Consider the following 22,473-nt stretch of genomic DNA (forward strand, 5'->3'; position numbering starts at 1 on the left):
TATTGGGTGGCTCCGAACTGCAATAACGGGTGGCTCTGAATCTCAATATTGGTGGCTCTCAAAGAGTCAAATATTCATCATTCCTGCGGTATTCAATCGTGCCGCTAGTTCCTGCCCGAGCTTGCTGGAACCGTCTCCAACGGCTATTACCGCGACCGGGCGAATTCACAATACGGGATACCCCGAAGGCAATAAACCGCAAACTTCCCCAGCGCGAATCAAGATATTTTCACTACGTAGCCCTAATTACTTTTCCAAAGGGACTGCTGGTCCCCAACGGCAATAACGCTGGCTCCAATAGGCAACGTTGCGGGGTCCCCAAACCTACTAATATTCAACACTAACGAGTTCTCAAAACATGATCGTCGTTTGCCCGGCAATTCGTTGGCACGCCTTCAATCGTCAGGAATCTGTTGGCGTGCATGGAGATCAGCCGACGTGCGGCCAGAAAATTGCCCACTGGCGGACAATTAATGCGACATCCTAATAAACCACCGCATTCGCTGAGTGAATGATCAAAGCCCGCCGTCTTATTAGCGACCACCTTCAACAAAGGTACTTCTGATGACCGTCTCATTATATGAAGGCAATGCGCCACCCAGATGGTCGGCGCCTCCCCTTTCATTGCATCTATCAGACATGGCCAAATTAGAGCAGACAACGATTTGAACTCTCATTGCTTCTCCCATCGCCACGCGCTCACGCCCGAAGCAACCATCAGATTGTTCCAAGTGCACCTTGGTCGGCATAGAACCTAGCTCGTTACCGCTGGTCCTTCTGCCCGGTGACCTTGTTCAAGGACATTCGATATGGCAGTAGTTCTGGGCCCTGAAACTTACTTCAATCAGAGGTGCAGGTACCGCTCTCGCATATCCACAATTACGCGAACAACGAGCACGCTACTGTCAGATCCGAAGCTGAACACTTGAGCCATTATCTGCGTGAATCAAATCAACGGTTTCAACATCGCCGGATGAGAAGAGAATTCAGCTGCAAGGATTCCTAGATCAAACAAGTTACATCGGACCGTTTTCGGTTTAGGAAAGTCACTACTGGTTCAATGAGGTCAAGTTTGGGTGACGCTCGCATTCTGGGCAAGAACTGATTCGGTTCACGGTGTTCCGCCTTTCCGTTTTTGTGTTTTCACGGGTCACCGCTGATCTGTTTCCTCGACTGACATGCTTGCAGCATCTCTGGTCTGGTTGACTCCTTCCTTCTAAGTGCCCAGCATGGCCTGTGCGCAGCCCCTCAGAAGCCATGTACGCCCTAGGCTGAGGTCTCCTCCAATTCTGGTCAGTTCGACCGGCTGAAGCGCTTACAAGGATCATTCGGTGTATCCGGCTTGCTGCGCGTAGGCGGATAAAAAAAATGGTGTCGGGTATGTTTCACGTGAAACATACCCGACACCGCAAGAGCAAGTGGCTACTTCTTCAAGTCCGGATCTAGGACTTCCATAATTCTATTTAGGTCCTCCACCGAGGCAAACTCGATGCTGACTTTACCTTTTTTGGTACCCAATTGAATCTTGACGCTAGTGTCCAAACGATCAGCCAACGACGTCGCCAAAAAATCCAGCCGCTCGTTACGCTGGTTCTCACGTGCCTTAACGGTCTTCTTAGCTGGCTTGTCGCCGCTAAGGGCCACTGCCTCCTCCGTAGCGCGAACGGACAATCCTTCATTGACGATTCGTTGAGCAAGTTGCTCAATTGCTTCTCCATTGGATAAACCGAGCAGTGCACGTGCATGCCCGGCCGACAATACGCCGGCGGCCACTCGTCGCTGCACCAGGGCAGGCAGTTTCATCAGCCGGATTGTGTTCGAAATCTGCGAGCGTGATCGCCCAATACGATCCGAAAGTACTTCCTGAGTGCAATTGAATTCTTCAAGAAGCTGCTGGTAAGCCGCGGCCTCTTCAAGTGGGTTGAGCTGCGAACGGTGAAGATTCTCAAGGAGTGCATCACGAAGTAGGTCGGTATCCAGCGTATCTCGGACGATAGCCGGAATCGTAGACAGTCCTGCGGCCTGAGTCGCCCTCCAACGACGTTCACCCATGACCAGTTCATATGGTGCATCGTTGTCTTCTCGCGAGGGACGAACAACAATTGGCTGGAGCAGGCCAATTTCCCGAATCGAATGGATGAGTTCATCCATGTGTTCCTGGTCAAAATTCGTTCGGGGTTGTTTACGGTTCGGATGAATCTGGTCAACGTTGAGTTCAGCAAAACGAGCTCCCGGTACGTCTACCAAGCCATTTGCCGGCTCCTCCAGCACCCCTCCCCGGTCGTTACTCTGCGGGACAGGTTCAGTCTTGCGCGGAGCGACGGTCGTGTTGAGTCCAGGCATCGCCGCCCGAGGCTTCTTCGCACTCTTTGCAGGTGCCGCTTTTGGCGCAGAGGAAGCCGACTTGCGTCCCGGCTCAAAGAACATGTCTACAGGACGAGCTGTCTTCGTCTTGCTCTGGTCGGAGGTAGGTATCGATGTTTCACGTGAAACATCGTCTTTAATCTCTGCCACAGCCCCGGATGGCGAACTGGAAATCAGCGCACCAAGCCCTCTGCCTAAGCCACGCTTCTTGTCAGCCATATAGCGGCACTCCTTTTCATCCAAATTCTCAACCCACGACTAGTCTACTGTTTACGTGAGTAACTAGGGGGATGTTGACAATTTTCCTTTTAGGGAGTCATGGGTCTATTGAAGATGAAACTTCTATCCTAAAAACAACGAAAAACAAGTGAATTCCAGATCTTGTTGTCTAGAACGTTCTGTCTTAGGATTTTACCGCTCGTTCGGCGATCTCTATGGCTGCCTCCATATAAGACAACGCGCCGGTGGAGCTCGGGTCGTAAGTAATTACGGTCTGCTGGTAACTCGGGGCTTCCGAGATGCGTACAGATCGAGGTATGACGGCGCCGAGAACTTGCTCTGGGAAATGTTCCCGCACTTCGTTGGCTACCTGTGCCGCCAAATTGGTCCGGCCGTCATACATGGTGAGCAGTATCGTGGAAACAGTTAATTTTGAATTCAAATGCTTTTGAATCATCTCAATATTCTTCAAAAGCTGGCTCAGACCCTCCAACGCGTAGTACTCACACTGAATTGGGATGAGCACTTCCCTGGCAGCCACAAATGCGTTGACAGTCAATAGGCCCAAGCTCGGCGGGCAGTCTATGAATACGTAGTCCAGACGAGGAAGTCCCTTGCGTTGACGAGTGCGCGCATAGTCATCCAATGCTCGCTGCAACCGCTGCTCTCGGGCCACCAAAGAAACTAATTCAATTTCAGCACCCGCAAGATGAATAGTTGCCGGGGCCACTTCCAATGTGGGTAGCTCAGGGCAAGTCGCAATGACATCTGCCAAAGGAAGATCATTGATAAGTACGTCGTAAATGCTATCGACTTCCGAATGATGCTCAATACCTAGAGCTGTCGATGCATTGCCCTGCGGGTCGATATCGATTACCAGAACGTTCAGACCACTCTTGGCCAAACCCGCCGCAAGGTTAACTGCCGTCGTCGTCTTGCCCACTCCACCCTTTTGGTTGGAGATAGTGAGGTATCGAGTCTTCGGCGGCGTTGGGACTTCTCGCTCCGAAATCGCTTCGCGGCGCCTATGTTCATTGGCCAGCTGACTAGCTAACGGCGAAGAAGAATCATTAAAGTCAAAAACGTTGCTCGACGAACCTTTAGCCTTGGACAAAGGTGAAACTCCTCCTCGTGAATTGATGCGTTCAAAATCCATGAACCCACCGACGATGTTTCACGTGAAACACACGAAAACAAACGTCTTAGTATGCGTTCAAGCTGAATCTCGAAAGATACTCAGGTCTTGGGTTATTCCGCATCTAAAGCTACTTAAAGACTAACGCCTAAGTATTAGCCAACCTTGATTTGAACCACCGTGGTGACTTCTTCCAGCATGTCTTCACCGACAGTGACTACCTTAGTTTCGGTGCCACCAAGCTTGCGGATGACCTTCTGCGCCTTATCAATTTCTTCTGCGGCGGAACGTCCCTTGATGGCGATAAGGTCACCTTGCCCGTGCAGCAGTGGGATGGTCAGGCCTGCGAGGTTACTCAACGCCGAGACCGCTCGGGCAGTCACGTAACGGGCATTGATGGTCTCAGTCATCTGCTCGGCGCGTCCACGCATCACGGTCACATTGTCCAGACCGAGGTCGTCGATGACTTCTGTCAGCCAGATGCAACGGCGTTCTAAGGGTTCAATCAGCGTCAGCTTGAGATCCGGACGTGCGATGGCCAAGCACAGGCCAGGAAGGCCCGCACCGCTGCCTACATCGGCTACTTCAGCATCGCGCTCCATCAACGACTCGATCACGGCGCAGTTGAGCACGTGGCGGGACCACAGACGAGGGACTTCACGCGGGCCAAGCAGCCCTCGTTCAATGCCTGACGTAGCAAGGTGCGCTACGTAGCGCTTAGCAAGATCCAGTCGGTCACCGAAAATCTTTTCGGCAGCTACGGTCTCCGCTGCTGTAAGGCTGAGGTCCTCAGTCATTGCATAGTTCCTTTGAACGATTGAAAACGCGCGGTGCGAATTACTTAGTTATCCAGCGTCGATACGACGATGTGGCGACGGGTGGATTCACCTTCGGATTCCGAATGCAGTCCAGCATCCGCAATGACATCGTGAACAAGTTTGCGTTCGTACGCGCTCATCGGCTCGAGGTGTACTGGCTGTCCCGACTTTCGCGCCTCGGCGATGGCTTCCGTGGCTAACTGCTGCAGTTCTTCGGCACGGTTTGAGCGATACCCGGCAATGTCCAAGACTAAGCGTGAACGCTCGCCAGTGGCATTGAGAACAGCCAGGCGGGTTAGCTCCTGCAGTGCATCGAGTACCTCACCGTCCTTGCCTACGAGGCTGTTCAGGTCGGTGGTGGCTTCCTCGGCGACGATGGAAATGTACGTTCGTCCGCCACGGATTTCGATGTCGATGTCGCCATCGAGATCGGCAATATCCAACAGTTCCTCTAGGTAGTCCGCGGCAACATCGCCTTCGTCGACTACCTCTTCATTTTGCTCGACCTGGTCGGTCAGCTCAGATACTTCGGTGTTCTCAGTTGCAGTCATGACTACTTCTTCCGGCGATTCTTACGCTTTGGCTGCTCGCGCTGGCCCTTAGGTTCTTCGATCGCTGGGGTCTCGGACTCATCCAGCTTCTTCTGTCCCACAGGAGGCAAACCCTTGGCAGCGCGACGAGCGTTGAGTTCGCGTTCTGCCTCAGAGCCTGGAGTTGGGTTGTTGCGAATGACCCAGAACTGCTGTCCCAAGGTCCAAAGGTTCGATGCGGTCCAGTAGATCAGCACGCCGATTGGGAAGTTAATACCACCGATGCCGAAGACCAGAGGCAGGATGTAGAGCATCATCTTCTGCTGCTGCATGAACGGGCCCTGCAGGGCTTCCTGGCTCATGTTCTTGGTCATCAGCTGGCGCTGGGTGAAGAACTGCGAGGCGGTCATCGCGAGGATCATGATGACCGCAACGATGATTACTGCCCAGTTGATGGCACCGGAATTGATGGTGCCCAAGAAGGTCTCGGAAAGCGGTGCCCCAAGGATCGAGGACTGGTCGAAGCTGCGGATATGGTCAGCGGACAAGGCACCGATTGAACGGCCGTCATCGCTGGCACGGGAAGCTTCGTTAAGCACGCGGAAGAGGGCGAAGAAGAATGGCATCTGCACGAGCAGAGGCAGGCAGGAAGACAGTGGGTTGGTCTTGTGCTTCTTGAACAGCGCCTGCTGTTCTTGCACCATGGCCTGACGCGACATCTGGTCGGTCTTGCCCTTGTACTTCGCCTGGAGCTTGCGCAGGTCGGGCTGCAGCGCCTGCATCGCACGCTGGCTCTTGATCTGCTTGACGAAGACCGGAATCAGCAGTGTACGGATGAGCAGAACCAGGAAGATGATGGACAAGGTCCAGGTCACTCCCGAGCCCTCGTCCATACCCATGATGGTGAACAGTTCGTGGAAGGCCCACAGGACCCACGACACGGAATACGTGAACGGAGTCAATATGGTGTCTAGAAAGTTCATTAGCGGTCAAGCTCCTTGTGGCCGCTATCCGCGGCGTCTTCATCGTCGGGAATCACAGGATGATTCAGAACTATGATCCTCGGCAGTTTACCTTCGGGCCAAATCCGTGGACCCTCCGGAACGTGGTCTACGCCGCCGTGGGAAAATGGATTACACCTCAGAACCCGCCAGGCAGTCAAGACGATACCTTTGACGGCACCGTGCTGAGTCACCGCTTCGAGCCCATAGGCAGAACAGCTAGGAAAGTATCGGCATACATCGCCATAAATTGGCGAGATGATCTTTCGGTAGAACTTAAGAAACCCGATAAGAAGATTGCGTGGAATATCAATGATGAACCACACAGGTCCGGTTCGGAAAGTTAAGTCCTTACGCATCAGCGGACCTCTGTTTTACGAAGCACGGATGCGAAAGCAGTGTTGACCTGTGATCGCAGCTCTTCCCAAGAGAGCTCAGCAGCTCCAGGCAGGGCACGAACGACGATATCCAGGTTTCCATCCACGCGCCTAAGCTCGTGGGCAACTTCGCGCATGCGACGTTTCGCCAGGTTCCGCTTAACCGCAATTCCCACTGCCTTGGAGACAATAAATCCAAACCGGTCCCCCATGACCCCTTCGGGGCGAGGGCGTGCATATAGCACGACGTTCCGGCGTCCGCTTCGGGCGCCGGAACGTACAGTGACTGTAAGGTCTTGCGCTAAGCGCAATCGCTGATTCTTTGGCAACATTTTTGGCCTAGACGGATCTAGTTGAGTCCATCAGAACTATGCAGCCAAAAGCTGATCCACAAATTTATGCGGAAAGCTCGGTGCGGCTCTTGCCGCGACGAGCCGAAAGAATTGCGCGACCCGCACGGGTACGCATACGAAGACGGAAACCGTGCTTCTTAGCACGACGACGGTTGTTTGGCTGAAAAGTCCGCTTGCTCACGGTGACACTCCAAGAATTTTAAGTGATGCGCCGTACCCGCTACTAGCTAGCTGGATAACAACAGGCTGACGCTCGTTCTTTATAAAATGCGTGATTTCGCGGGCTCTTCTAAAAACTGAGCAGGTCACAAAACGCACACATAGGACTGAATAACGATAGGAAAATTTGAGCCGTAGGTCAAATTGGCGCGCGGTAACAGCGCCCCTGTGAATATCAGAGCGCTGCCTGTGAATAATCTACCCCAAACTTGTGGATTACGACAGCTTTCAACGAAAGACACCTCACATTCTGACGCGAAAAACCACGTCAAAGCGGCCCTCAAAAGCCTAGATTTCAAGGGAAAAGACGTTTTCCACAGCCAAACTGCTAACTTTTTCCACCAGACTGTGCATAACCATGTGGATAGTGGATAGAATCAGTGGTGATAGCGTCGCCAGAATGGCGAAAACAAAGCCGAAAATCGGGTTTTGTGTGATCAACATTGCATTAAATGATGGAAGTGGGACGCCCTTAGTGAGTAGCGACGAGACCAATAGTATTGGGAGCTCCTGGCGTCAAGTCATCCGCAAGATCGAAGACGACGATCGGGTTAAAGCCCGCCACCGTCCGTTTGTGTCCTTAGCCAAGCCCCAGGGTCTCATCGGAAGTACCCTTCTTGTTGCAGTGCCAAATGACCTCACCCGTGACATTCTGCAGACTCAACTACGCGAGCCGCTGGATCAAGCACTGCGCGAAGTCTTCCAGGACGATATTCGTTGCGCGGTAAGCGTCGACCTGTCTCTGGCCGAAGACGTCGAACAGCCGGTCGAGGAAAAACCAGCACCTGTTTCCACCCCAGCCCCGGTTCCGGAGACTCCCGGCCCACGCCCACAGCCGGCGCCCCAGCCGACTCCCCCCTCAAATTCCCAAGAGTTCGGTCGCCTGAATCCGAAGTACATATTCGATACCTTCGTGATCGGCTCTTCGAATCGATTTGCGCATGCGGCCGCCGTTGCCGTTGCCGAAGCGCCGGCGAAGGCCTACAACCCGCTATTCATCTACGGCGATTCTGGTTTGGGTAAGACGCACCTACTTCATGCGATTGGGCATTACGCGCGTCACCTCTACAAGGGCATTCGTGTTCGCTACGTGAATTCCGAAGAATTCACCAACGATTTCATCAACTCCATCCGTGATGACGAGGGTGCCAGTTTCAAACAGACCTACCGCAACGTCGACATTCTGCTGATTGACGATATTCAGTTCTTGGCAAATAAGGACGCGACGCAAGAAGAGTTCTTCCACACCTTCAATGCCCTGCATAATCACAACAAGCAGGTAGTGATCACCTCCGACTTGCCGCCGAAGCAGCTCCAGGGCTTTGAAGATCGAATGCGTTCACGCTTCGAATGGGGTTTGCTTACCGATATCCAGCCGCCTGAATTGGAAACTCGAATTGCGATCTTGCGCAAGAAGGCGGATGCGGAGAACCTTTCTGCCCCGGGCGACGTGATGGAATACATTGCTTCACGCATCTCTACGAATATCCGTGAGCTCGAGGGTGCACTCATTCGAGTGACGGCCTTCGCCTCATTGAATAACCAGCAAGTAGACCTTGCCCTGGCCGAAACCGTTCTGAAGGATTTGATCAGCGCCGACGGTGCCCAGGAGATCACGCCCTCAACCATCATCAAGCAGACCGCCGAATACTTCGGACTGAGCATTGATGAGCTCAACAGTAAGTCACGTACTCGAACGCTGGTCACTGCACGTCAGATCGCGATGTACCTCCTGCGGGAATTGACCGATATGTCTCTGCCGAAGATCGGTGCCGAACTCGGTGGACGTGACCATACCACCGTGATCCATGCCGATCGCAAGATTCGTGAACTGATGGCCGAACGTCGTGCGATCTTCAACCAGGTGACAGAACTGACAAACCGCATCAAACAAAGCCAGCGCGAGCACTGATTCACGAAAACCACAGCTGTGGATAAGGCTGTGGAGTAGTTGGAGACAACCTGCGCATAACAAGCACCTCGAGTGTGGACTGCGAAAAGAGTGACACTGAGTTTCAACAGGGCACTGGAACTGAGTGTCACTCCCAGTCACAGATTGTTCACATGCACAATTGGTTCAATCTATGGGATCGCGGCGGTTATCCACAGTATCCACAGGGGTTATTAACACTACTTCCTTTAAACACTTATTCATCCAAATAACGAGACCTCTCCCCGATACACCCGTTTTGAACGATTTTTTGTTCATAAGTTCGCTGCACTGCACACCTCGGAATCTTCTATGAAGCTTCATGAGGAAAGTCGTGGCAAGATTAAGTGGAGATATCGTGTAGCTACCTGCTCTATGCTTAAGAACTTGGCGGGAAACAAGCTTCTTGGCCTGACTTAAGACTTATGGGTTCCGAAAGGCGGATTTTTCGTGAAGTTCAGCGTTGAAAAGGATGTATTGGCAGACGCCGTTTCTTGGACCGCAAGGTCTCTAGCGCAGCGTCCACCATCTCCAGTACTTGCTGGCATTTTGATCACTACCCATGAGGGCATCGTTCGCCTTGAGGGATTTGATTACGAGATCTCATCCCATATTGAAATACCTGCCGATATAGCAGAACAGGGTGAAGTGCTGGTTTCTGGCAAGCTTCTTGCAGAAATTACCCGATCTTTGCCTAATTCAACGGTGACGCTGGAAACCGATGGCACGAAGATTACGGTTTCCTGCGGCCGTTCTCGTTTCCACTTGGCAACCATGCCCGTGGATGAATACCCGACGCTTCCTGCGCTTCCAGAAGTTGCGGGAACCATTAATGGACAAGCTTTCTCCGAAGCCGTATCGCAGGTCATCGTTGCTGCGTCCAAAGATGATACTCTTCCGGTTCTTACCGGCATCAAGGTAGAAATCGTAAACGATCTCATTACCTTCCTGGCTACCGACCGTTACCGCTTGGCGATGCGCGAACTGAACTGGTCCCCTAACCAGCCAGAAGTTTCTACCTCATTCTTGATCAAGGCGAAGACCTTGAGTGAAGTCGCGAAAACACTTTCGAGCGCCGGTGATTTGAAGCTGGCTATCAGCCCTAACGGCGAAATGATTGGTTTCGAAAGCGCCAATCGCCGAACCACCTCGCTGCTGATCAATGGCGACTATCCAAAGATTCGTTCGCTGTTCCCGGACAACACCCCCATCCATGCGACCGTTCGTACCAGCGATCTAATCGAAGCAGTACGCCGCGTCTCGGTGGTTGCCGAACGTAATACTCCGGTTCGCATGGCTTTCACCGATGGTCAGCTGACCCTGGATGCGGGAACCGGCGAAGATGCCCAGGCCGAAGAGGCGATCGTTGCTTCGCTTCGGGGTGAAGACATCACCGTGGCGTTCAACCCCACATTCCTGAGCGAGGGCCTAGGCTCCTTCAATACCGACTACGTGCGGTTCTCCTTCACCAGCGCACCTAAACCTGCGATGATCACCGGTCAGAAGCAGATCGACGAAGACGATCAGGACCAGTACCGGTACCTGGTCATGCCAGTTCGATTGCCAAACTCGAACTAGCAACAACCTCGCGGTGGATGGCCTGGCCATCCACCGCTTCGCAGCTTCCAGGACTCTCGGTGTATATCTCGCAGCTTTCCCTCACGAGCTTTCGCTCGTACGTGCAGGCCGACGTGCAACTTGCCCCGGGCATTAATGTACTGGTCGGCCCCAACGGTGTGGGCAAAACCAACATTGTTGAGGCCGTCGGCTATCTAGCGAATCTTTCCTCGCACCGGGTCAGTAGCGATGCCCCATTAATTCAATTCGGGTCCGAACGAGCACTGATCCGCGGCACCTTGCACCGCGGTTCCCAGACCTCCTCGCTCGAGGTCGAAATTACCAGCGGCAAGATCAACCGTGCCCGAATCAATCGGGCCAATCCGGTGCGAGCACGTGAAATTCTTGGACTCGTTCGAACCGTCCTGTTTGCTCCCGAGGACCTTGCCCTGATCAAGGGCGACCCCTCGAACCGTCGCCGCTTCCTGGACGAGATGCTCATCTCCCTGCGGCCCATCGAAGCCGGCACCAAAAACGACTACGAGCGAATCGTGAAGCAGCGCAATGCGTTGCTCAAATCGATCCGCGGGAAATCCAAATTGAATTCCTCGCAGGAAAGTACCCTGCAGGCTTGGGACATGCAGCTTGCGAACTGCGGGGCACGCCTCATCCGGGGACGGCTGAACGTCTTGGCGCTGCTGCGTCCGTACATGGAGGCCGCCTATGCGGACCTCGCCGATGGCAAGAAGCACGCCGGTGCAATCTATCGCTCCTCGCTCGAGGGAGAGAACGATGAGAATTCGCTTCCCGCCAACGATCTCGAGGCAATGGCCCAGGACGAGATTCGGGAATTGTTGCTGAATTCCATCGAGGCAAACCGATCACGTGAATTGGATCGCGGAATTTCTCTCTTCGGCCCGCATCGCGACGATCTGACCTTGACCTTGGGGGCGACCCCGGCGAAGGGCTACGCCTCACATGGCGAAACCTGGTCGTTTGCGCTCGCTTTGCGTTTGGCAGCCTACCGAGTCTTTGGCGATGACGATCCGCGAACCGGCTCGGGTCCAATCCTGATCCTCGATGATGTCTTTGCTGAGCTGGATGCGACTCGACGAGACAGGCTGGCTCATATTGTGTCCGGTGCCGAACAAGTTCTTGTCACGGCCGCGGTTGCCGCCGATGTCCCCGAAGCTTTGAAGGGGCATTTTTTCCAAGTCAGCCCCGGCCAGGTCAGCGATGTCTGAGGAAGAGCTCGACTCAGCCAAGGCGCTGCTCAATCGCATGCGCAAGCTTGCCGAGGAACGCGGAGAGCCGAGAATCGATGCGGCCCGAATGGAGCGGGTGAAGAAACGGCAGGCCGCTCGTCGCGGATTTGCCGCTCCCAAGGGCACCGCAAGCGAAGGATCTGCCCGTGACCCGCATGCCATCGGCGAAATCGTCAACAGAATGTCCAAATCCCGTGGCTGGAATACGCAAGTCGCCGTCGGTTCGGTACTTGGCCGGTGGGCAGAACTTGTCGGAGAAAACGTTGCGGCGCACTGCAAACCAGAATCCTTTGAAGATACGGTCGTCGTCGTGCGCTGCGATTCAACTTCCTGGGCCACGCAGTTACGCCTACTCAGCCATCAAATTTTGAAGAAAATCGATGCCGAACTAGGCCCTGGGATCGTGACTGTCATCAAGGTTCTGGGGCCAAACGCTCCATCGTGGCGGCACGGAATGCGTTCGGTCGCCGGACGTGGACCGCGAGACACCTACGGCTAAAAATGCTGGCACGGCATATGGCGCTCTAACGGACCCGGTGGCTGACTCCCCCCTCACCGGATCGCCCTCAACCGCTCAGAGAGACGGTTCTGTGGCTGCTACAGCCGATTTGAGCTTCAGGATCCCTATATATTTTGCTAAACGCGGTAGAATTAGCGGTAGTGAATGCGCGTTGTGCAGGTACGCCCTGCGCTCGTTGCACCCGACCATGATTTCTTGATACGCACCTCACTCAGGAGCGGCAGGGAATCGCGCGCCAAATTCGAGGAGTTCGTAGCACAAGTGTCTACCGAAAACGCTTCACCGCAGGAACCGGCCGAAAGCCAAGTACCCGCGGAATCGATGACTTCCAAAGTCGAACACACCTATGGCGCCCAGGACATTACCGTCCTCGAAGGACTCGAAGCGGTACGCAAACGTCCGGGCATGTACATCGGTTCCACCGGTCCACGAGGCCTGCACCACCTGGTATACGAGGTCGTCGATAACTCCGTCGATGAGGCATTGGCAGGCTACTGCGACACCATCGACATCACCTTGCAGGACGATGGTGGTGTCCGTGTCGAGGACAATGGACGTGGCATTCCCACCGACATGCACCCAACCGAAGGCAAACCTGCCGTAGAGGTCGTCATGACGATCCTGCACGCCGGCGGCAAATTTGGCGGAGGCAGCTACGCGGTTTCCGGCGGTTTGCACGGTGTGGGCATTTCCGTGGTCAACGCCCTCTCGCGCCGCGTCGATACCGTGGTTCGCCAGAAGGGCCATGCCTGGCGGATTTCCTTTGCCAACGGTGGGGTCACCACGCAGCCGCTGACCAAGGGCGAAGAAACCGACGTCACCGGCACCACCCAGACGTTCTACCCGGACCCGGAGATCTTCGAGACCGTAGAATTCGATTTCGAAACCCTGCGTGCCCGCTTCCAGCAGATGGCGTTCCTGAATAAGGGATTGCGTATCCGCCTGACCGATGAGCGCGTCGTCGAAGAGGTCGAAGCAGAGGTCGAGGAAGAGCGTGAGAACCAGGTAGTCAAGCCCCGCGTGGTCGACTACCTGTACAAGGACGGCCTGCTGGACTATGTCAAGCACCTGAACTCCGCCAAGAAGGTCGAGCTGGTCCACGAGGAGGTCATCGCCTTCGAGGCCGAAGACACCGCCCGCGGCATCAGCGTTGAAATCGCCATGCAGTGGACCAGCGCCTACTCGGAATCGGTGCACACCTACGCGAACACCATCAACACCCATGAAGGCGGAACTCACGAAGAAGGCTTCCGCGCGGCGCTGACCGGGCTGCTCAACCGGTACGCCCGCGATAACAAGATCCTGCGCGAGAAAGACGACAACCTCTCCGGGGATGATGCCCGCGAAGGGTTGACGGCGGTGCTTTCGGTGAAGCTTTCCGAACCGCAGTTCGAAGGCCAGACCAAAACCAAGCTGGGCAACTCGATGGCCCGTGGCTTCGTCCATGGTGTGGTCAACGACGAACTGGGCGACTGGTTCGAACGCAACCCGAACGTGGCCCGCGATATCATCCGCAAGGCCCAGCTCGCCTCCCAGGCCCGCATGGCGGCCCGCAAGGCGCGCGACAATGCGCGCCGCAAGTCGCCGATGGAATCCTTCGGCATGCCCGGCAAGCTCTCGGACTGCTCCTCGAAGAACCCCGCCGAGTGCGAGGTGTTCATCGTCGAGGGTGACTCCGCAGGCGGCTCGGCCAAGCGTGGACGCGACCCGCACACCCAGGCCATCTTGCCGCTGCGCGGCAAGATCCTGAACGTCGAGCGTGCCCGCCTGGACCGCGCGCTGGGCAACGCCGAGGTGCAGGCGATGATCACCGCCTTCGGCACCGGCATCGGCGAAGAGTTCGACATGGCCAAGCTGCGCTATCACAAGATCGTGCTGATGGCCGACGCCGACGTCGACGGCCAGCACATCACCACGCTGCTGCTGACGCTGATCTTCCGCTTCATGCGCCCGCTGATCGAACACGGCTACGTGTACCTGGCCAGCCCGCCGCTGTACCGCATCAAGTGGACCAACGCGGCCCACGAGTACGTCTTCACGGACCGCGAACGCGATGACGCCCTGGTCAAGGGCGCCGCCGCGAATAAGCGCATCCCGAAGGAAAACGGCATCCAGCGCTACAAGGGCCTGGGCGAGATGGACTACTCGGAGCTGTGGGACACCACCATGGATCCGGCCCATCGTGTTCTGCGCCAGGTGGCCATGGACGATGCGGCCGCCGCGGACGAGGTCTTCTCCGTGCTGATGGGCGAGGACGTAGAGTCCCGCCGCAACTTCATTCAGCAGAACGCCAAGGACGTGCGCTTCCTGGATATCTAACGCGCGCTCCGCGCAGCGAAACGATAACCAGTAACGAATTTTGACTTGTAAAGGGATGAAATGAGCGACGAGCAAACCCCGGGGAACGAACCGTTGGACGGGGAAATCGTGCCCGCACTTGAGGGCCACGACAAGATCGACCAGATCGATCTGCAGACCGAAATGCAGCGGTCCTACCTTGACTATGCGATGGCCGTGATCGTGGGCCGTGCGCTGCCCGACGTGCGCGACGGGCTGAAGCCGGTGCACCGCCGCGTGCTGTACGCAATGTACGACGGCGGCTACCGCCCCGAGCGTTCGTACAACAAGTGCGCCCGCGTGGTTGGCGAGGTCATGGGCCAGTACCACCCGCACGGCGACACCGCGATCTACGATGCGCTGGTCCGGCTGATCCAGGACTGGGTCATGCGCTACCCGCTGGCTTTGGGCCAGGGCAACTTCGGTTCCCCGGGCAACGATGGCGCCGCCGCCCAGCGTTACACCGAAACCAAAATGGCCCCGCTGGCCATGGAAATGGTCCGCGACATCAACGAAGACACCGTTGATTTCCAGGACAACTACGACGGCAAGAACCAGGAACCAACGGTGCTGCCGGCACGGTTCCCGAACCTTCTGGTCAACGGCTCCTCGGGGATCGCGGTCGGCATGGCCACCAACATTCCGCCGCATAACCTGCGCGAGGTCGCCGAGGGCGTGCAGTGGTACCTGCAGAATCCCGAGGTCACCCGCGAAGAACTGCTTGCCGCGCTGATGCAGCGGGTGAAGGGCCCGGACTTCCCATCCGGCGCGATGATCCTGGGCACCAAGGGCATTTCGGATGCCTACCGCACCGGCCGCGGCTCGATCACCATGCGCGCCGTGGTCAACGTCGAGGAAATCCAGGGGCGCGCCTGCCTGGTTGTCACCGAACTGCCGTATATGGCGAACCCGGATAACCTCGCGGTGAAGATCGCCGAGCTGGTCCGCGACGGCAAGATCGCCGGCATCGCCGATATGCGCGACGAGACCTCCGGCCGCACCGGCCAGCGCCTGGTGATCGTGCTCAAGCGCGACGCCGTGGCCAAGGTGGTGCTGAACAACCTCTACAAGCACACCGAACTGCAGTCGAACTTCTCCGCGAATATGCTCGCGATCGTCGACGGGGTGCCGCGCACCCTGCCGCTGGATGGCTTCATCCGCCACTGGGTGACCCACCAGATCGAAGTGATCGTGCGCCGCACCAAGTACCGGCTTAAGAAGGCCGAAGAAGAGGCCCACATCCTGCGCGGCCTGCTCAAGGCCCTGGATGCCTTGGACGAGGTGATCGCGTTGATCCGCCGGTCCTCCACCACCGAGGCAGCCCGCGACGGGCTGATGGAACTGCTGGACATCGACGAGGCCCAGTCCCGGGCCATCCTCGACATGCAGTTGCGCCGGCTGGCCGCCCTGGAACGCCAGAAAATCCAGGATCGCCACGCCGAACTGGAAACGATGATCACCGAGTTCAAGGAGATCATCGGCGATCCGCAGCGCCAGCGCACCATCGTCTCGGAAGAACTTGCCGAGATCGTGGACAAGCACGGCGATGACCGCCGCACCAAGGTACTCATGGGCTTCGACGGTGATATGAACGTCGAAGACCTGATTCCCGAAGAGGAAATGGTCGTCACCATCACCCGCGGCGGCTACGTGAAGCGCACCCGTATCGACAACTACCGTTCGCAGCAGCGCGGCGGCAAGGGCATCAAGGGTGCCAACCTGCGCGGGGACGACGTGGTGGAGCACTTCTTCGTGACCTCCACGCACAACTACCTGCTGTTCTTCACCAACCATGGCCGGGTGTACCGCACCAAGTGCTACGAATTGGCCGAAGCAGGACGCGACGCGAAGGGGCAGCACGTGGCCAACGTGATGGCCTTCCAGCCCGACGAGCACATCGCCCAGGTGCTGGATCTGCGCACCTACCAGGATGCCGAGTACCTGATGCTCGCCACCCGCAACGGCCTAGTGAAGAAGACCCGGCTGGAGGATTACGACACCAACCGCACCGCCGGTGTGATCGCCATCAACCTGCGCGAGGATGACGAATTGGTCTCCGCGCAGCTCGTTAGCGAATCAGATGACGTGATGCTCGTCTCACGCAAGGGCCAGTCGGTGCGCTTCACCGCGACCGATACGGCGCTGCGTCCGATGGGCCGCGCCACCTCCGGGGTGACCGGAATGAAGTTCCGCGAGCACGACGAACTGCTCGCCGCCGAGGTGGTCCGCGAGGACTCCTTCGTCTTCACCGTCACCAATGAGGGCTATGCGAAGCGCACCACGGTCGAAGAATATCGTGTGCAATCACGCGGTGGTTTGGGCATTAAGGTCGCTAAACTCAACGAGGAACGCGGCGAATTGGTCGGTGCGTTGATCGTTGACAACAGCGATGAGGTGCTCGTGGTGATGGCCTCGGGCAAGGTCGTCCGCTCGGCAGTTTCGCAGGTCCCTTCCAAGGGCCGCGACACCATGGGCGTGATCTTTGCGAAGCCAGATAAGAAGGACCATATTATTGCGGTTGCCAAGAACTCTGAGACGGAGCTCGAAGAGAACTTGGAGGAAGATGCCGTAACGTTGAATTCAGAAAACATGACAGATGAGTCATCTGCTGTGCCTGAAATCGCTTCGGACGCACAGAGCGATGACACCGATAACGGAGGTAACGCATGAGCACGCCCTCGACGCCTCGCCCAAGTGGCAGCGCCCCGAAGAGCGCAGCGCCGCGACCTACCCAGGTAAAGCGCCCAGCGCCAACCTCGAATGGCAACCGGCCGACCGGCGCCCGCCCGGCGCCGACCGGCCAGCAGCGCCCAGCTGCCGGAGCACCGCGCCCAGCTGCCGGAGCACCGCGCCCGGGAACCGGTCAGCAGCGCCCAACCCAGTCGCAGGAACGCCTCGTCCGCCCGGCACCGAAGGCGAAGGTGCGCAAGGCGCGGCTGCTAGCTTCGAAGGTTGAACCGTTCTCGGTACTCAAACTTGCCTTCCTGCTATCGGTAGCCTTCGGTGTGATCACCGTGGTGGCATCCGTGGCAATCTGGGCACTGCTGGATTTGACCGGAACCTTCGATTCCTTCAATCAGCTGATGCGTGACGCAATCGGTGCCGAGGGAACCTTCGACCTGCGAGATGTCGTCTCGCTGGGCCAGGTAGCCTCGTACGCAACGATCATCGCGGTGATCAACGTCGTGGTGATCTCCGTGCTCTCGATGCTCGGAGCGGTGTTGTACAACATTGCCTCCTCGCTCGTTGGCGGCGTCGGAGTTACCCTCACGGACGACTAAGAACGTGCTAGTCGAGCCCGGGTTTCGTGCTGTGATGCATGACACCCGGGCTCGATTTGTATCTTCTTGCAAACCCCGGTAAAGTTTTATTTCGTTCCGAAGGGAATGAAAAAGGTAAGGGCGTATAGCTCAGGCGGTTAGAGCGCTTCGCTGATAACGAAGAGGTCCCTGGTTCAAGTCCAGGTACGCCCACGGAATCCTTACCGGCGAGAAAGAGGGTAGAATGAAAAAGCTCCTGATTCTCGGGACGATTGCGGCTGCTGCGGTAGTCCTAATCAAGAAGGTCAAGGATTCTTCGGAAATCAAGGAAACCTGGCAACAGGTAACCGACAAGGTTTCCTAACGCTTTTCGGGGCCTTAGCTCAGTTGGTAGAGCGCCTGCTTTGCAAGCAGGATGTCAGGAGTTCGAATCTCCTAGGCTCCACAGAATGAAAAGGGCGGAAAGCAATCAGCTTTCCGCCCTTTCGCTTTACCCAAGAGCCACGAAACAAACGATGCGACTACTGGCTGACGCGAGCACGCATCACATTCTTGTAATGGCCGAGCAATTGTTCACCGATACTGAACCACGTGCGCTCTTGCACGCTCAGATAGGCGGTTCGAGCAAATGCCAGCCGCTTGGCATCATCGTAAATCAGGTCGCTCACCCGGGCGCGAAGCTCATTGAGATCTCCCGGGGCGTAAAGCCACCCTGTGCGCGAGGAATCCACTAGATCCAATGGCCCTCCCCTGCCCACCGCTACGACCGGCACAGCGCAAGCCATGGCTTCTTGGATGGTCTGGCAGAAAGTTTCCGAGGCGCCCGGATGAACGAACACATCAAAAGACGCAATGACTTCCGCTAAACGGGTACCCGAGAGGAAGCCGGTGAAGTGGGCATCGGGCAACGCATTGCGTAGTTCGTCTTCCAAAGGCCCGGAACCAACCACCACGATTCGGGTGTTCGGCAGCGAATTGAGCACCCGAAGATCTGCCACCTGCTTCTCTGCGGCCAGGCGACCCACATAGCCAATGATGCGTTCACCATTGGGTGCGATAGCCGTACGGAACTTAGTATCGCGACGCTCTGGTGTGAACTGAACGGTGTCTACTCCCCTGCGCCCCCACGCGAGCCGTGTGACGCCCAGAGATTCGAGCTGACGCCGAGAAAAGGAACTTGGCACCAGCGTGAGGTCCGCGGCCGTGTGAATGGCTCTGACGTGTTCCCAGAGCCTCTCGGTGAGCCATGGCATCTTATAACGAGCCGCGTAGGTCGGCACTTCAGTTTGATACATCGCCAGCGTCGGGATATCCAATTCCTGCGCGGCGCGCAAGGCACGCCAGCCCAGGAGGAAAGGACTTGCCAGGTGAACTACGTTGGGAGCTTCCTTGGCCAGAATTTTTTTGAGCCGGCCTGAGCCTCCGGCGGCTAAGCGCACTTCTGGATATCTGACCATGGCTACTGAAGGGACGGTGATTACCGGAAATCCCTTGTACGTCCGTGGCACGCTATGGCCCTTGAGCTCACCGGACAGTGAGCCCGCCGGGGTGATAACCACCGCGCTATGGCCGGTGAGGGCCAAATGATCGAGGGTCCTTAGGACCGAGTTGGTGACCCCATTGACGTGGGGCAGGAACGATTCAGCAACGATAGCAACCTTCACATCTCCATACTGCGGTTTCGGGGTAACGCCGAGCTTAACGTGCCCTACAGCGTTCATTAACTTCTAGCTTCGGCCATTCGCCAGGGAGTCATATCCCCGAAAAAATATCGAAGGTGTCTCTACCTAAGCAGCCGCCGAACATGGATCCTGGAGGTGAACAGAAAGTAGCTCGAGACTCTCGACTCGCGGTTTCGCGTTTCCCGATACTTCTTCGGCATGGCGGCTTAGGCGGCCGGTTTCCCCGGGTGCTTGCTCGAATTGAATTTGTGGATCAATCCGCTGCTCATGGTCAACATGTTCCGCAGGGTCGCTCCTTGTCACTTCCTGACTTCGCTTTGGAATTCGAATCGCCGCTTCCGGTGGTGCCATTGCTTGGTTGGCCGGTGGCGATGACAAATGTAGCCAGCTGGTTCGCCGGACAGCACCTGCCGGTAGTCCCTGGCATGATGGCCAGAACCGTCGTTAGGATCGTACCGATCCCGGTGACCTTCGGCCTGCTGCTTCGGATGTTCTTGCATAAGCCAGTTCCAGTGAGGCTGCCCGCTTGCCACGGATTTCATGTTTCGCCATTTCCTTTGCCGCCCCGATTATCGTCGCCCTATGTGCTGGACCTATCCGAGTCGCTGGCTTATTAGTCTTGTTCACGGGGATTGTGCACAACTGCTTGGGGCTGGCCGTTGGCTAAGGGATTGCTGAATTGCTGGAGGGACCCGAAGCAATCAGTCCGACTACCGCCTTGGAATCCAGAATTCCCGGCGCGGTATTTTCAGTGTGGCGCAAATTATTGGGTCTTCGATGGCGGCATATTTGCTTCTTATGAGGGGCGGATAAATCGATATATAGATATTTGAGTTGTGTGTATGCATAAATCCGTATATATAAATACGAATCTTTGCGGGCTGGCTTCAGGCACGGTTCAAGGCAGTGACCCCAAACTTGTAAACTTAGCCGGGTGACGTTCTTATTGGCCGCGGTGGGAATACTCGGCATTTCAGCATCTGGCCCCATCATCGCGGCATTTCCCAGCGTCCCGGTGATGTCCATGGCCTTCTGGCGCAATGCGGCAGCGGCCCTCATTCTTGCCGGACCTTCCATCAGGAAGAATCCTCGGGCGTACCTGCAATTCACTCGCCGCGAATGGTTTTATCTTCTCGTGGCCGGCGGCGCGCTTGCCCTGCACTTTGTGTGTTTCATGTTTGCCGTCCGAATGACCAGTGTGGCGGCGGCAACCGCCCTAGTTTGCATTCAGGGCGTTTGGATAGCTTTGTTTCAATCCCTGCGCGGAGTTCGCTACCGCTCCCCGGTAATTATCGGCATGAGCGTCGCGATTCTAGGAGTAGTGACGATCACCGGATTCGATTTGGGGCAGGGGCGCACCGCATTCTTCGGAGACCTCTTAGCACTGGCCGGTGGCATCCTTGCAGCTATTTATACCTTCGCCGGCGCAGCGGCACGGCGCACCATGACGACGTCCAGGTACACCTCGATCTGCTATGCGGTCACCGCGATCTTGCTGCTACTGATGTGCTTGTTTACAGGCCAACCGCTCTGGGGATTTGATGCCTGGGGTTGGCTGGGGATCATCTTGCTGACGGTGTGCGCACAGTTATTTGGGCATACAGCGATGAACCATTTGTTGAGTGTTCTCGGTCCGTTGACGGTTTCGACCTTGATCTTGTTGGAGATTCCGGGCGCTGCCCTGCTCGCGGCTTTGCTCCTAGGTCAGGTGGTTCCTGTCGGGACCTATCTGGGTTTAGGGATTATTCTGGTGGGACTTGTTCTAGTAGTGCGTGGGCAGGCGAAGCCCAAACTTGAGGTTTAGTCCTCGGAGATAAGATTTTGGACTTCGGCGACATCCGCTTCGCGAGATTCAACAGGTTGCTGCGGCTCTGCGATTTTTGGTTCGTTTTCCCAAGGGTCCTCAACTGGCCTTGAAGCCTTCCACATGGCTACGCCTAAGGCCACGAGTCCGACGAACACGCCGAATGCCAATAGTTTTCCTGCTGCACTTTTCTTGCTCATGGTTACTCCCTAATGAATCAATTTTCGTTACCAGCTACGTCCAGACTAGGCAGTTAGCTGATGCGAGGCCAGTGTTCAACATACGCGCTCGGATAATCGCGCAAATGTTTCACTCAACGCGTACCCCAGCTTTGGCGGCCTCGCCCCTACTCATGGGAGAATAAAGCCATGACCGCAAACGCAACGCATAAAGCCACGATTCACACTACTTTGGGCGACATCGTCGTCGATCTTTTCGGCAACCACGCCCCGAAGACCGTAAAGAACTTCGTTGGCTTGTCGACCGGTGAGCAGGAATGGGTACATCCAGAATCCGGTGACAAGAAGACCAACACCCCGCTATACAGCGGGACCATCTTCCACCGCATCATCTCGGACTTCATGATTCAGGGTGGCGACCCACTGGGTCAGGGCTTCGGCGGCCCAGGCTACCAGTTCGATGACGAGATCCACCCAGAACTGAACTTCAACGAGCCATACAAGCTAGCCATGGCAAATGCCGGTATCCGCATGGGCCGTGGAACCAACGGTTCCCAGTTCTTCATCACCACCGTCCCAACCGCATGGTTGCAGGGCAAGCACACCATTTTCGGTGAAGTGACCGAAGCCGAATCACGCAAGATCGTCGACGCGCTGAACGCAGTTGCCACCGACGGCCGTGACAAGCCAGCGGAAGATGTTGTTATCAACTCGGTAGATATCGAGACCCTGTAACACCCTCTTTACCGACGTCGGCTCCGGTGATTCCCTAGTGGAGTCGCCGGAGCCGACGTATTTAACAGATAAACGCGCTAATGAGATCAAGGTTGAAATAGATGTCTTACGGTCAAGTGACTCCCGCGGGCCAAACCGCCCCTACCTGTTTTAGGCACCCCGAAACGATCTCATATGTGTCATGCACC

At 56.3% G+C, this 22,473-nt stretch carries 21 protein-coding genes and 2 tRNA genes; 13 read left to right on the forward strand and 10 right to left on the reverse strand.

Features of this window, described 5'->3' with window-relative positions:
* Positions 1–1,422: 1,422 nt before the first annotated feature.
* The 8 genes from CQ015_RS15025 to rpmH form a co-directional block, all read right to left on the reverse strand.
* Complete coding sequence (locus CQ015_RS15025; RefSeq protein ID WP_105554048.1) at positions 1,423–2,583, reverse strand: ParB/RepB/Spo0J family partition protein; 1,161 nt, start codon at positions 2,581–2,583, stop codon at positions 1,423–1,425.
* A 184-nt stretch (positions 2,584–2,767) separates the two neighbouring features.
* Positions 2,768–3,739, reverse strand: a complete 972-nt coding sequence (locus CQ015_RS15030; protein WP_258133632.1) for a ParA family protein — start codon at positions 3,737–3,739, stop codon at positions 2,768–2,770.
* Positions 3,740–3,873: 134 nt separating this feature from the next.
* Positions 3,874–4,515, reverse strand: a complete 642-nt coding sequence (rsmG, locus tag CQ015_RS15035; RefSeq protein WP_096282904.1) for a 16S rRNA (guanine(527)-N(7))-methyltransferase RsmG — start codon at positions 4,513–4,515, stop codon at positions 3,874–3,876.
* A gap of 44 nt (positions 4,516–4,559) precedes the next feature.
* The gene (locus CQ015_RS15040) at positions 4,560–5,087 is read right to left on the reverse strand and encodes a R3H domain-containing nucleic acid-binding protein (protein ID WP_105554050.1); all 528 of its coding nucleotides are present in this window, start codon (positions 5,085–5,087) and stop codon (positions 4,560–4,562) included.
* 2 nt (positions 5,088–5,089) lie between these two features.
* A complete protein-coding gene (gene yidC, locus CQ015_RS15045; RefSeq protein WP_105554051.1) occupies positions 5,090–6,049 on the reverse strand; it encodes a membrane protein insertase YidC in 960 nt (319 codons plus the stop codon).
* Positions 6,049–6,426, reverse strand: coding sequence for a membrane protein insertion efficiency factor YidD (gene yidD, locus CQ015_RS15050; protein ID WP_105569331.1), 378 nt, complete (start codon positions 6,424–6,426; stop codon positions 6,049–6,051). Before yidD ends, yidC begins: the two co-directional genes overlap by 1 nt.
* The gene (gene rnpA, locus CQ015_RS15055) at positions 6,426–6,776 is read right to left on the reverse strand and encodes a ribonuclease P protein component (RefSeq protein ID WP_105569330.1); all 351 of its coding nucleotides are present in this window, start codon (positions 6,774–6,776) and stop codon (positions 6,426–6,428) included. The genes yidD and rnpA overlap by 1 nt, the downstream gene beginning before the upstream one ends.
* A 64-nt stretch (positions 6,777–6,840) precedes the next feature.
* Complete coding sequence (gene rpmH, locus CQ015_RS15060; protein ID WP_096257183.1) at positions 6,841–6,978, reverse strand: 50S ribosomal protein L34; 138 nt, start codon at positions 6,976–6,978, stop codon at positions 6,841–6,843.
* Between the two features lie 513 nt (positions 6,979–7,491).
* On the opposite strand from rpmH, the gene dnaA reads away from it, so the two are divergent.
* From dnaA to CQ015_RS15105, 10 genes are all read left to right on the forward strand, one after another.
* Positions 7,492–8,928, forward strand: coding sequence for a chromosomal replication initiator protein DnaA (gene dnaA / locus CQ015_RS15065; protein ID WP_096282910.1), 1,437 nt, complete (start codon positions 7,492–7,494; stop codon positions 8,926–8,928).
* A 468-nt stretch (positions 8,929–9,396) separates the two neighbouring features.
* Positions 9,397–10,524, forward strand: a complete 1,128-nt coding sequence (dnaN, locus tag CQ015_RS15070) for a DNA polymerase III subunit beta (protein ID WP_096282911.1) — start codon at positions 9,397–9,399, stop codon at positions 10,522–10,524.
* A gap of 59 nt (positions 10,525–10,583) precedes the next feature.
* Positions 10,584–11,747, forward strand: coding sequence for a DNA replication/repair protein RecF (gene recF / locus CQ015_RS15075; protein ID WP_105554129.1), 1,164 nt, complete (start codon positions 10,584–10,586; stop codon positions 11,745–11,747).
* On the forward strand, positions 11,740–12,267 hold the full coding sequence (locus CQ015_RS15080; protein ID WP_105554053.1) for a DUF721 domain-containing protein: 528 nt from the start codon (positions 11,740–11,742) through the stop codon (positions 12,265–12,267). The genes recF and CQ015_RS15080 overlap by 8 nt, the downstream gene beginning before the upstream one ends.
* Before the next feature lie 342 nt (positions 12,268–12,609).
* Positions 12,610–14,607 carry a DNA topoisomerase (ATP-hydrolyzing) subunit B gene (gene gyrB / locus CQ015_RS15085; protein ID WP_219843944.1) on the forward strand — a complete coding sequence of 666 codons (1,998 nt, stop codon included), beginning with the start codon at positions 12,610–12,612 and terminating at the stop codon, positions 14,605–14,607.
* Between the two features lie 60 nt (positions 14,608–14,667).
* Entirely contained in the window at positions 14,668–17,295 is a 2,628-nt protein-coding gene (gene gyrA / locus CQ015_RS15090; RefSeq protein ID WP_105650530.1) for a DNA gyrase subunit A, read from the forward strand.
* Positions 17,292–17,906 carry a DUF3566 domain-containing protein gene (locus tag CQ015_RS15095; protein ID WP_105554055.1) on the forward strand — a complete coding sequence of 205 codons (615 nt, stop codon included), beginning with the start codon at positions 17,292–17,294 and terminating at the stop codon, positions 17,904–17,906. Before gyrA ends, CQ015_RS15095 begins: the two co-directional genes overlap by 4 nt.
* Before the next feature lie 118 nt (positions 17,907–18,024).
* Positions 18,025–18,098: transfer RNA gene (locus CQ015_RS15100), tRNA-Ile, on the forward strand.
* A 31-nt stretch (positions 18,099–18,129) separates the two neighbouring features.
* A complete protein-coding gene (locus CQ015_RS19135) occupies positions 18,130–18,249 on the forward strand; it encodes a DLW-39 family protein (RefSeq protein ID WP_217990318.1) in 120 nt (39 codons plus the stop codon).
* An 8-nt stretch (positions 18,250–18,257) separates the two neighbouring features.
* Positions 18,258–18,330 (forward strand) — tRNA-Ala (locus tag CQ015_RS15105).
* Between the two features lie 76 nt (positions 18,331–18,406).
* Here CQ015_RS15105 and CQ015_RS15110 read toward each other — a convergent pair.
* Positions 18,407–19,549 (reverse strand): glycosyltransferase family 1 protein, encoded by a 1,143-nt coding sequence (locus tag CQ015_RS15110; RefSeq protein ID WP_105650573.1) that lies wholly within the window; start codon positions 19,547–19,549, stop codon positions 18,407–18,409.
* A gap of 314 nt (positions 19,550–19,863) precedes the next feature.
* Here CQ015_RS15110 and CQ015_RS18810 point away from each other — a divergent pair, with 314 nt between their 5' ends.
* A complete protein-coding gene (locus CQ015_RS18810) occupies positions 19,864–20,184 on the forward strand; it encodes a hypothetical protein (protein ID WP_146114076.1) in 321 nt (106 codons plus the stop codon).
* A 317-nt stretch (positions 20,185–20,501) separates the two neighbouring features.
* Complete coding sequence (locus tag CQ015_RS15115; protein ID WP_105650531.1) at positions 20,502–21,371, forward strand: DMT family transporter; 870 nt, start codon at positions 20,502–20,504, stop codon at positions 21,369–21,371.
* On the opposite strand, the gene CQ015_RS15120 is transcribed toward CQ015_RS15115, so the two are convergent.
* Positions 21,368–21,571 (reverse strand): hypothetical protein, encoded by a 204-nt coding sequence (locus tag CQ015_RS15120; protein WP_105650532.1) that lies wholly within the window; start codon positions 21,569–21,571, stop codon positions 21,368–21,370. The two genes, CQ015_RS15115 and CQ015_RS15120, sit on opposite strands and share 4 nt — an antisense overlap.
* A 168-nt stretch (positions 21,572–21,739) precedes the next feature.
* On the opposite strand from CQ015_RS15120, the gene CQ015_RS15125 reads away from it, so the two are divergent.
* Positions 21,740–22,285, forward strand: a complete 546-nt coding sequence (locus CQ015_RS15125) for a peptidylprolyl isomerase (protein WP_105554059.1) — start codon at positions 21,740–21,742, stop codon at positions 22,283–22,285.
* Positions 22,286–22,473 lie beyond the last annotated feature (188 nt).

The organism is Arthrobacter sp. MYb221, from assembly GCF_002979835.1.
Lineage (GTDB): Bacteria > Actinomycetota > Actinomycetes > Actinomycetales > Micrococcaceae > Glutamicibacter.

Excerpts from the sequence above, each read along its gene's own strand:
- CQ015_RS15025 (WP_105554048.1), bottom strand. The coding sequence starts at position 2,583 with ATGGCTGACAAGAAGCGTGGCTTAGGCAGAGGGCTTGGTGCGCTGATT.
- CQ015_RS15030 (WP_258133632.1), bottom strand. The coding sequence starts at position 3,739 with ATGGATTTTGAACGCATCAATTCACGAGGAGGAGTTTCACCTTTGTCC.
- rsmG (WP_096282904.1), bottom strand. The coding sequence starts at position 4,515 with ATGACTGAGGACCTCAGCCTTACAGCAGCGGAGACCGTAGCTGCCGAA.
- CQ015_RS15040 (WP_105554050.1), bottom strand. The coding sequence starts at position 5,087 with ATGACTGCAACTGAGAACACCGAAGTATCTGAGCTGACCGACCAGGTC.
- yidC (WP_105554051.1), bottom strand. The coding sequence starts at position 6,049 with ATGAACTTTCTAGACACCATATTGACTCCGTTCACGTATTCCGTGTCG.
- yidD (WP_105569331.1), bottom strand. The coding sequence starts at position 6,426 with ATGCGTAAGGACTTAACTTTCCGAACCGGACCTGTGTGGTTCATCATT.
- rnpA (WP_105569330.1), bottom strand. The coding sequence starts at position 6,776 with ATGTTGCCAAAGAATCAGCGATTGCGCTTAGCGCAAGACCTTACAGTC.
- CQ015_RS15080 (WP_105554053.1), top strand. The coding sequence starts at position 11,740 with ATGTCTGAGGAAGAGCTCGACTCAGCCAAGGCGCTGCTCAATCGCATG.
- gyrB (WP_219843944.1), top strand. The coding sequence starts at position 12,610 with ATGACTTCCAAAGTCGAACACACCTATGGCGCCCAGGACATTACCGTC.
- gyrA (WP_105650530.1), top strand. The coding sequence starts at position 14,668 with ATGAGCGACGAGCAAACCCCGGGGAACGAACCGTTGGACGGGGAAATC.
- CQ015_RS15095 (WP_105554055.1), top strand. The coding sequence starts at position 17,292 with ATGAGCACGCCCTCGACGCCTCGCCCAAGTGGCAGCGCCCCGAAGAGC.
- CQ015_RS19135 (WP_217990318.1), top strand. The coding sequence starts at position 18,130 with ATGAAAAAGCTCCTGATTCTCGGGACGATTGCGGCTGCTGCGGTAGTC.
- CQ015_RS15120 (WP_105650532.1), bottom strand. The coding sequence starts at position 21,571 with ATGAGCAAGAAAAGTGCAGCAGGAAAACTATTGGCATTCGGCGTGTTC.
- CQ015_RS15125 (WP_105554059.1), top strand. The coding sequence starts at position 21,740 with ATGACCGCAAACGCAACGCATAAAGCCACGATTCACACTACTTTGGGC.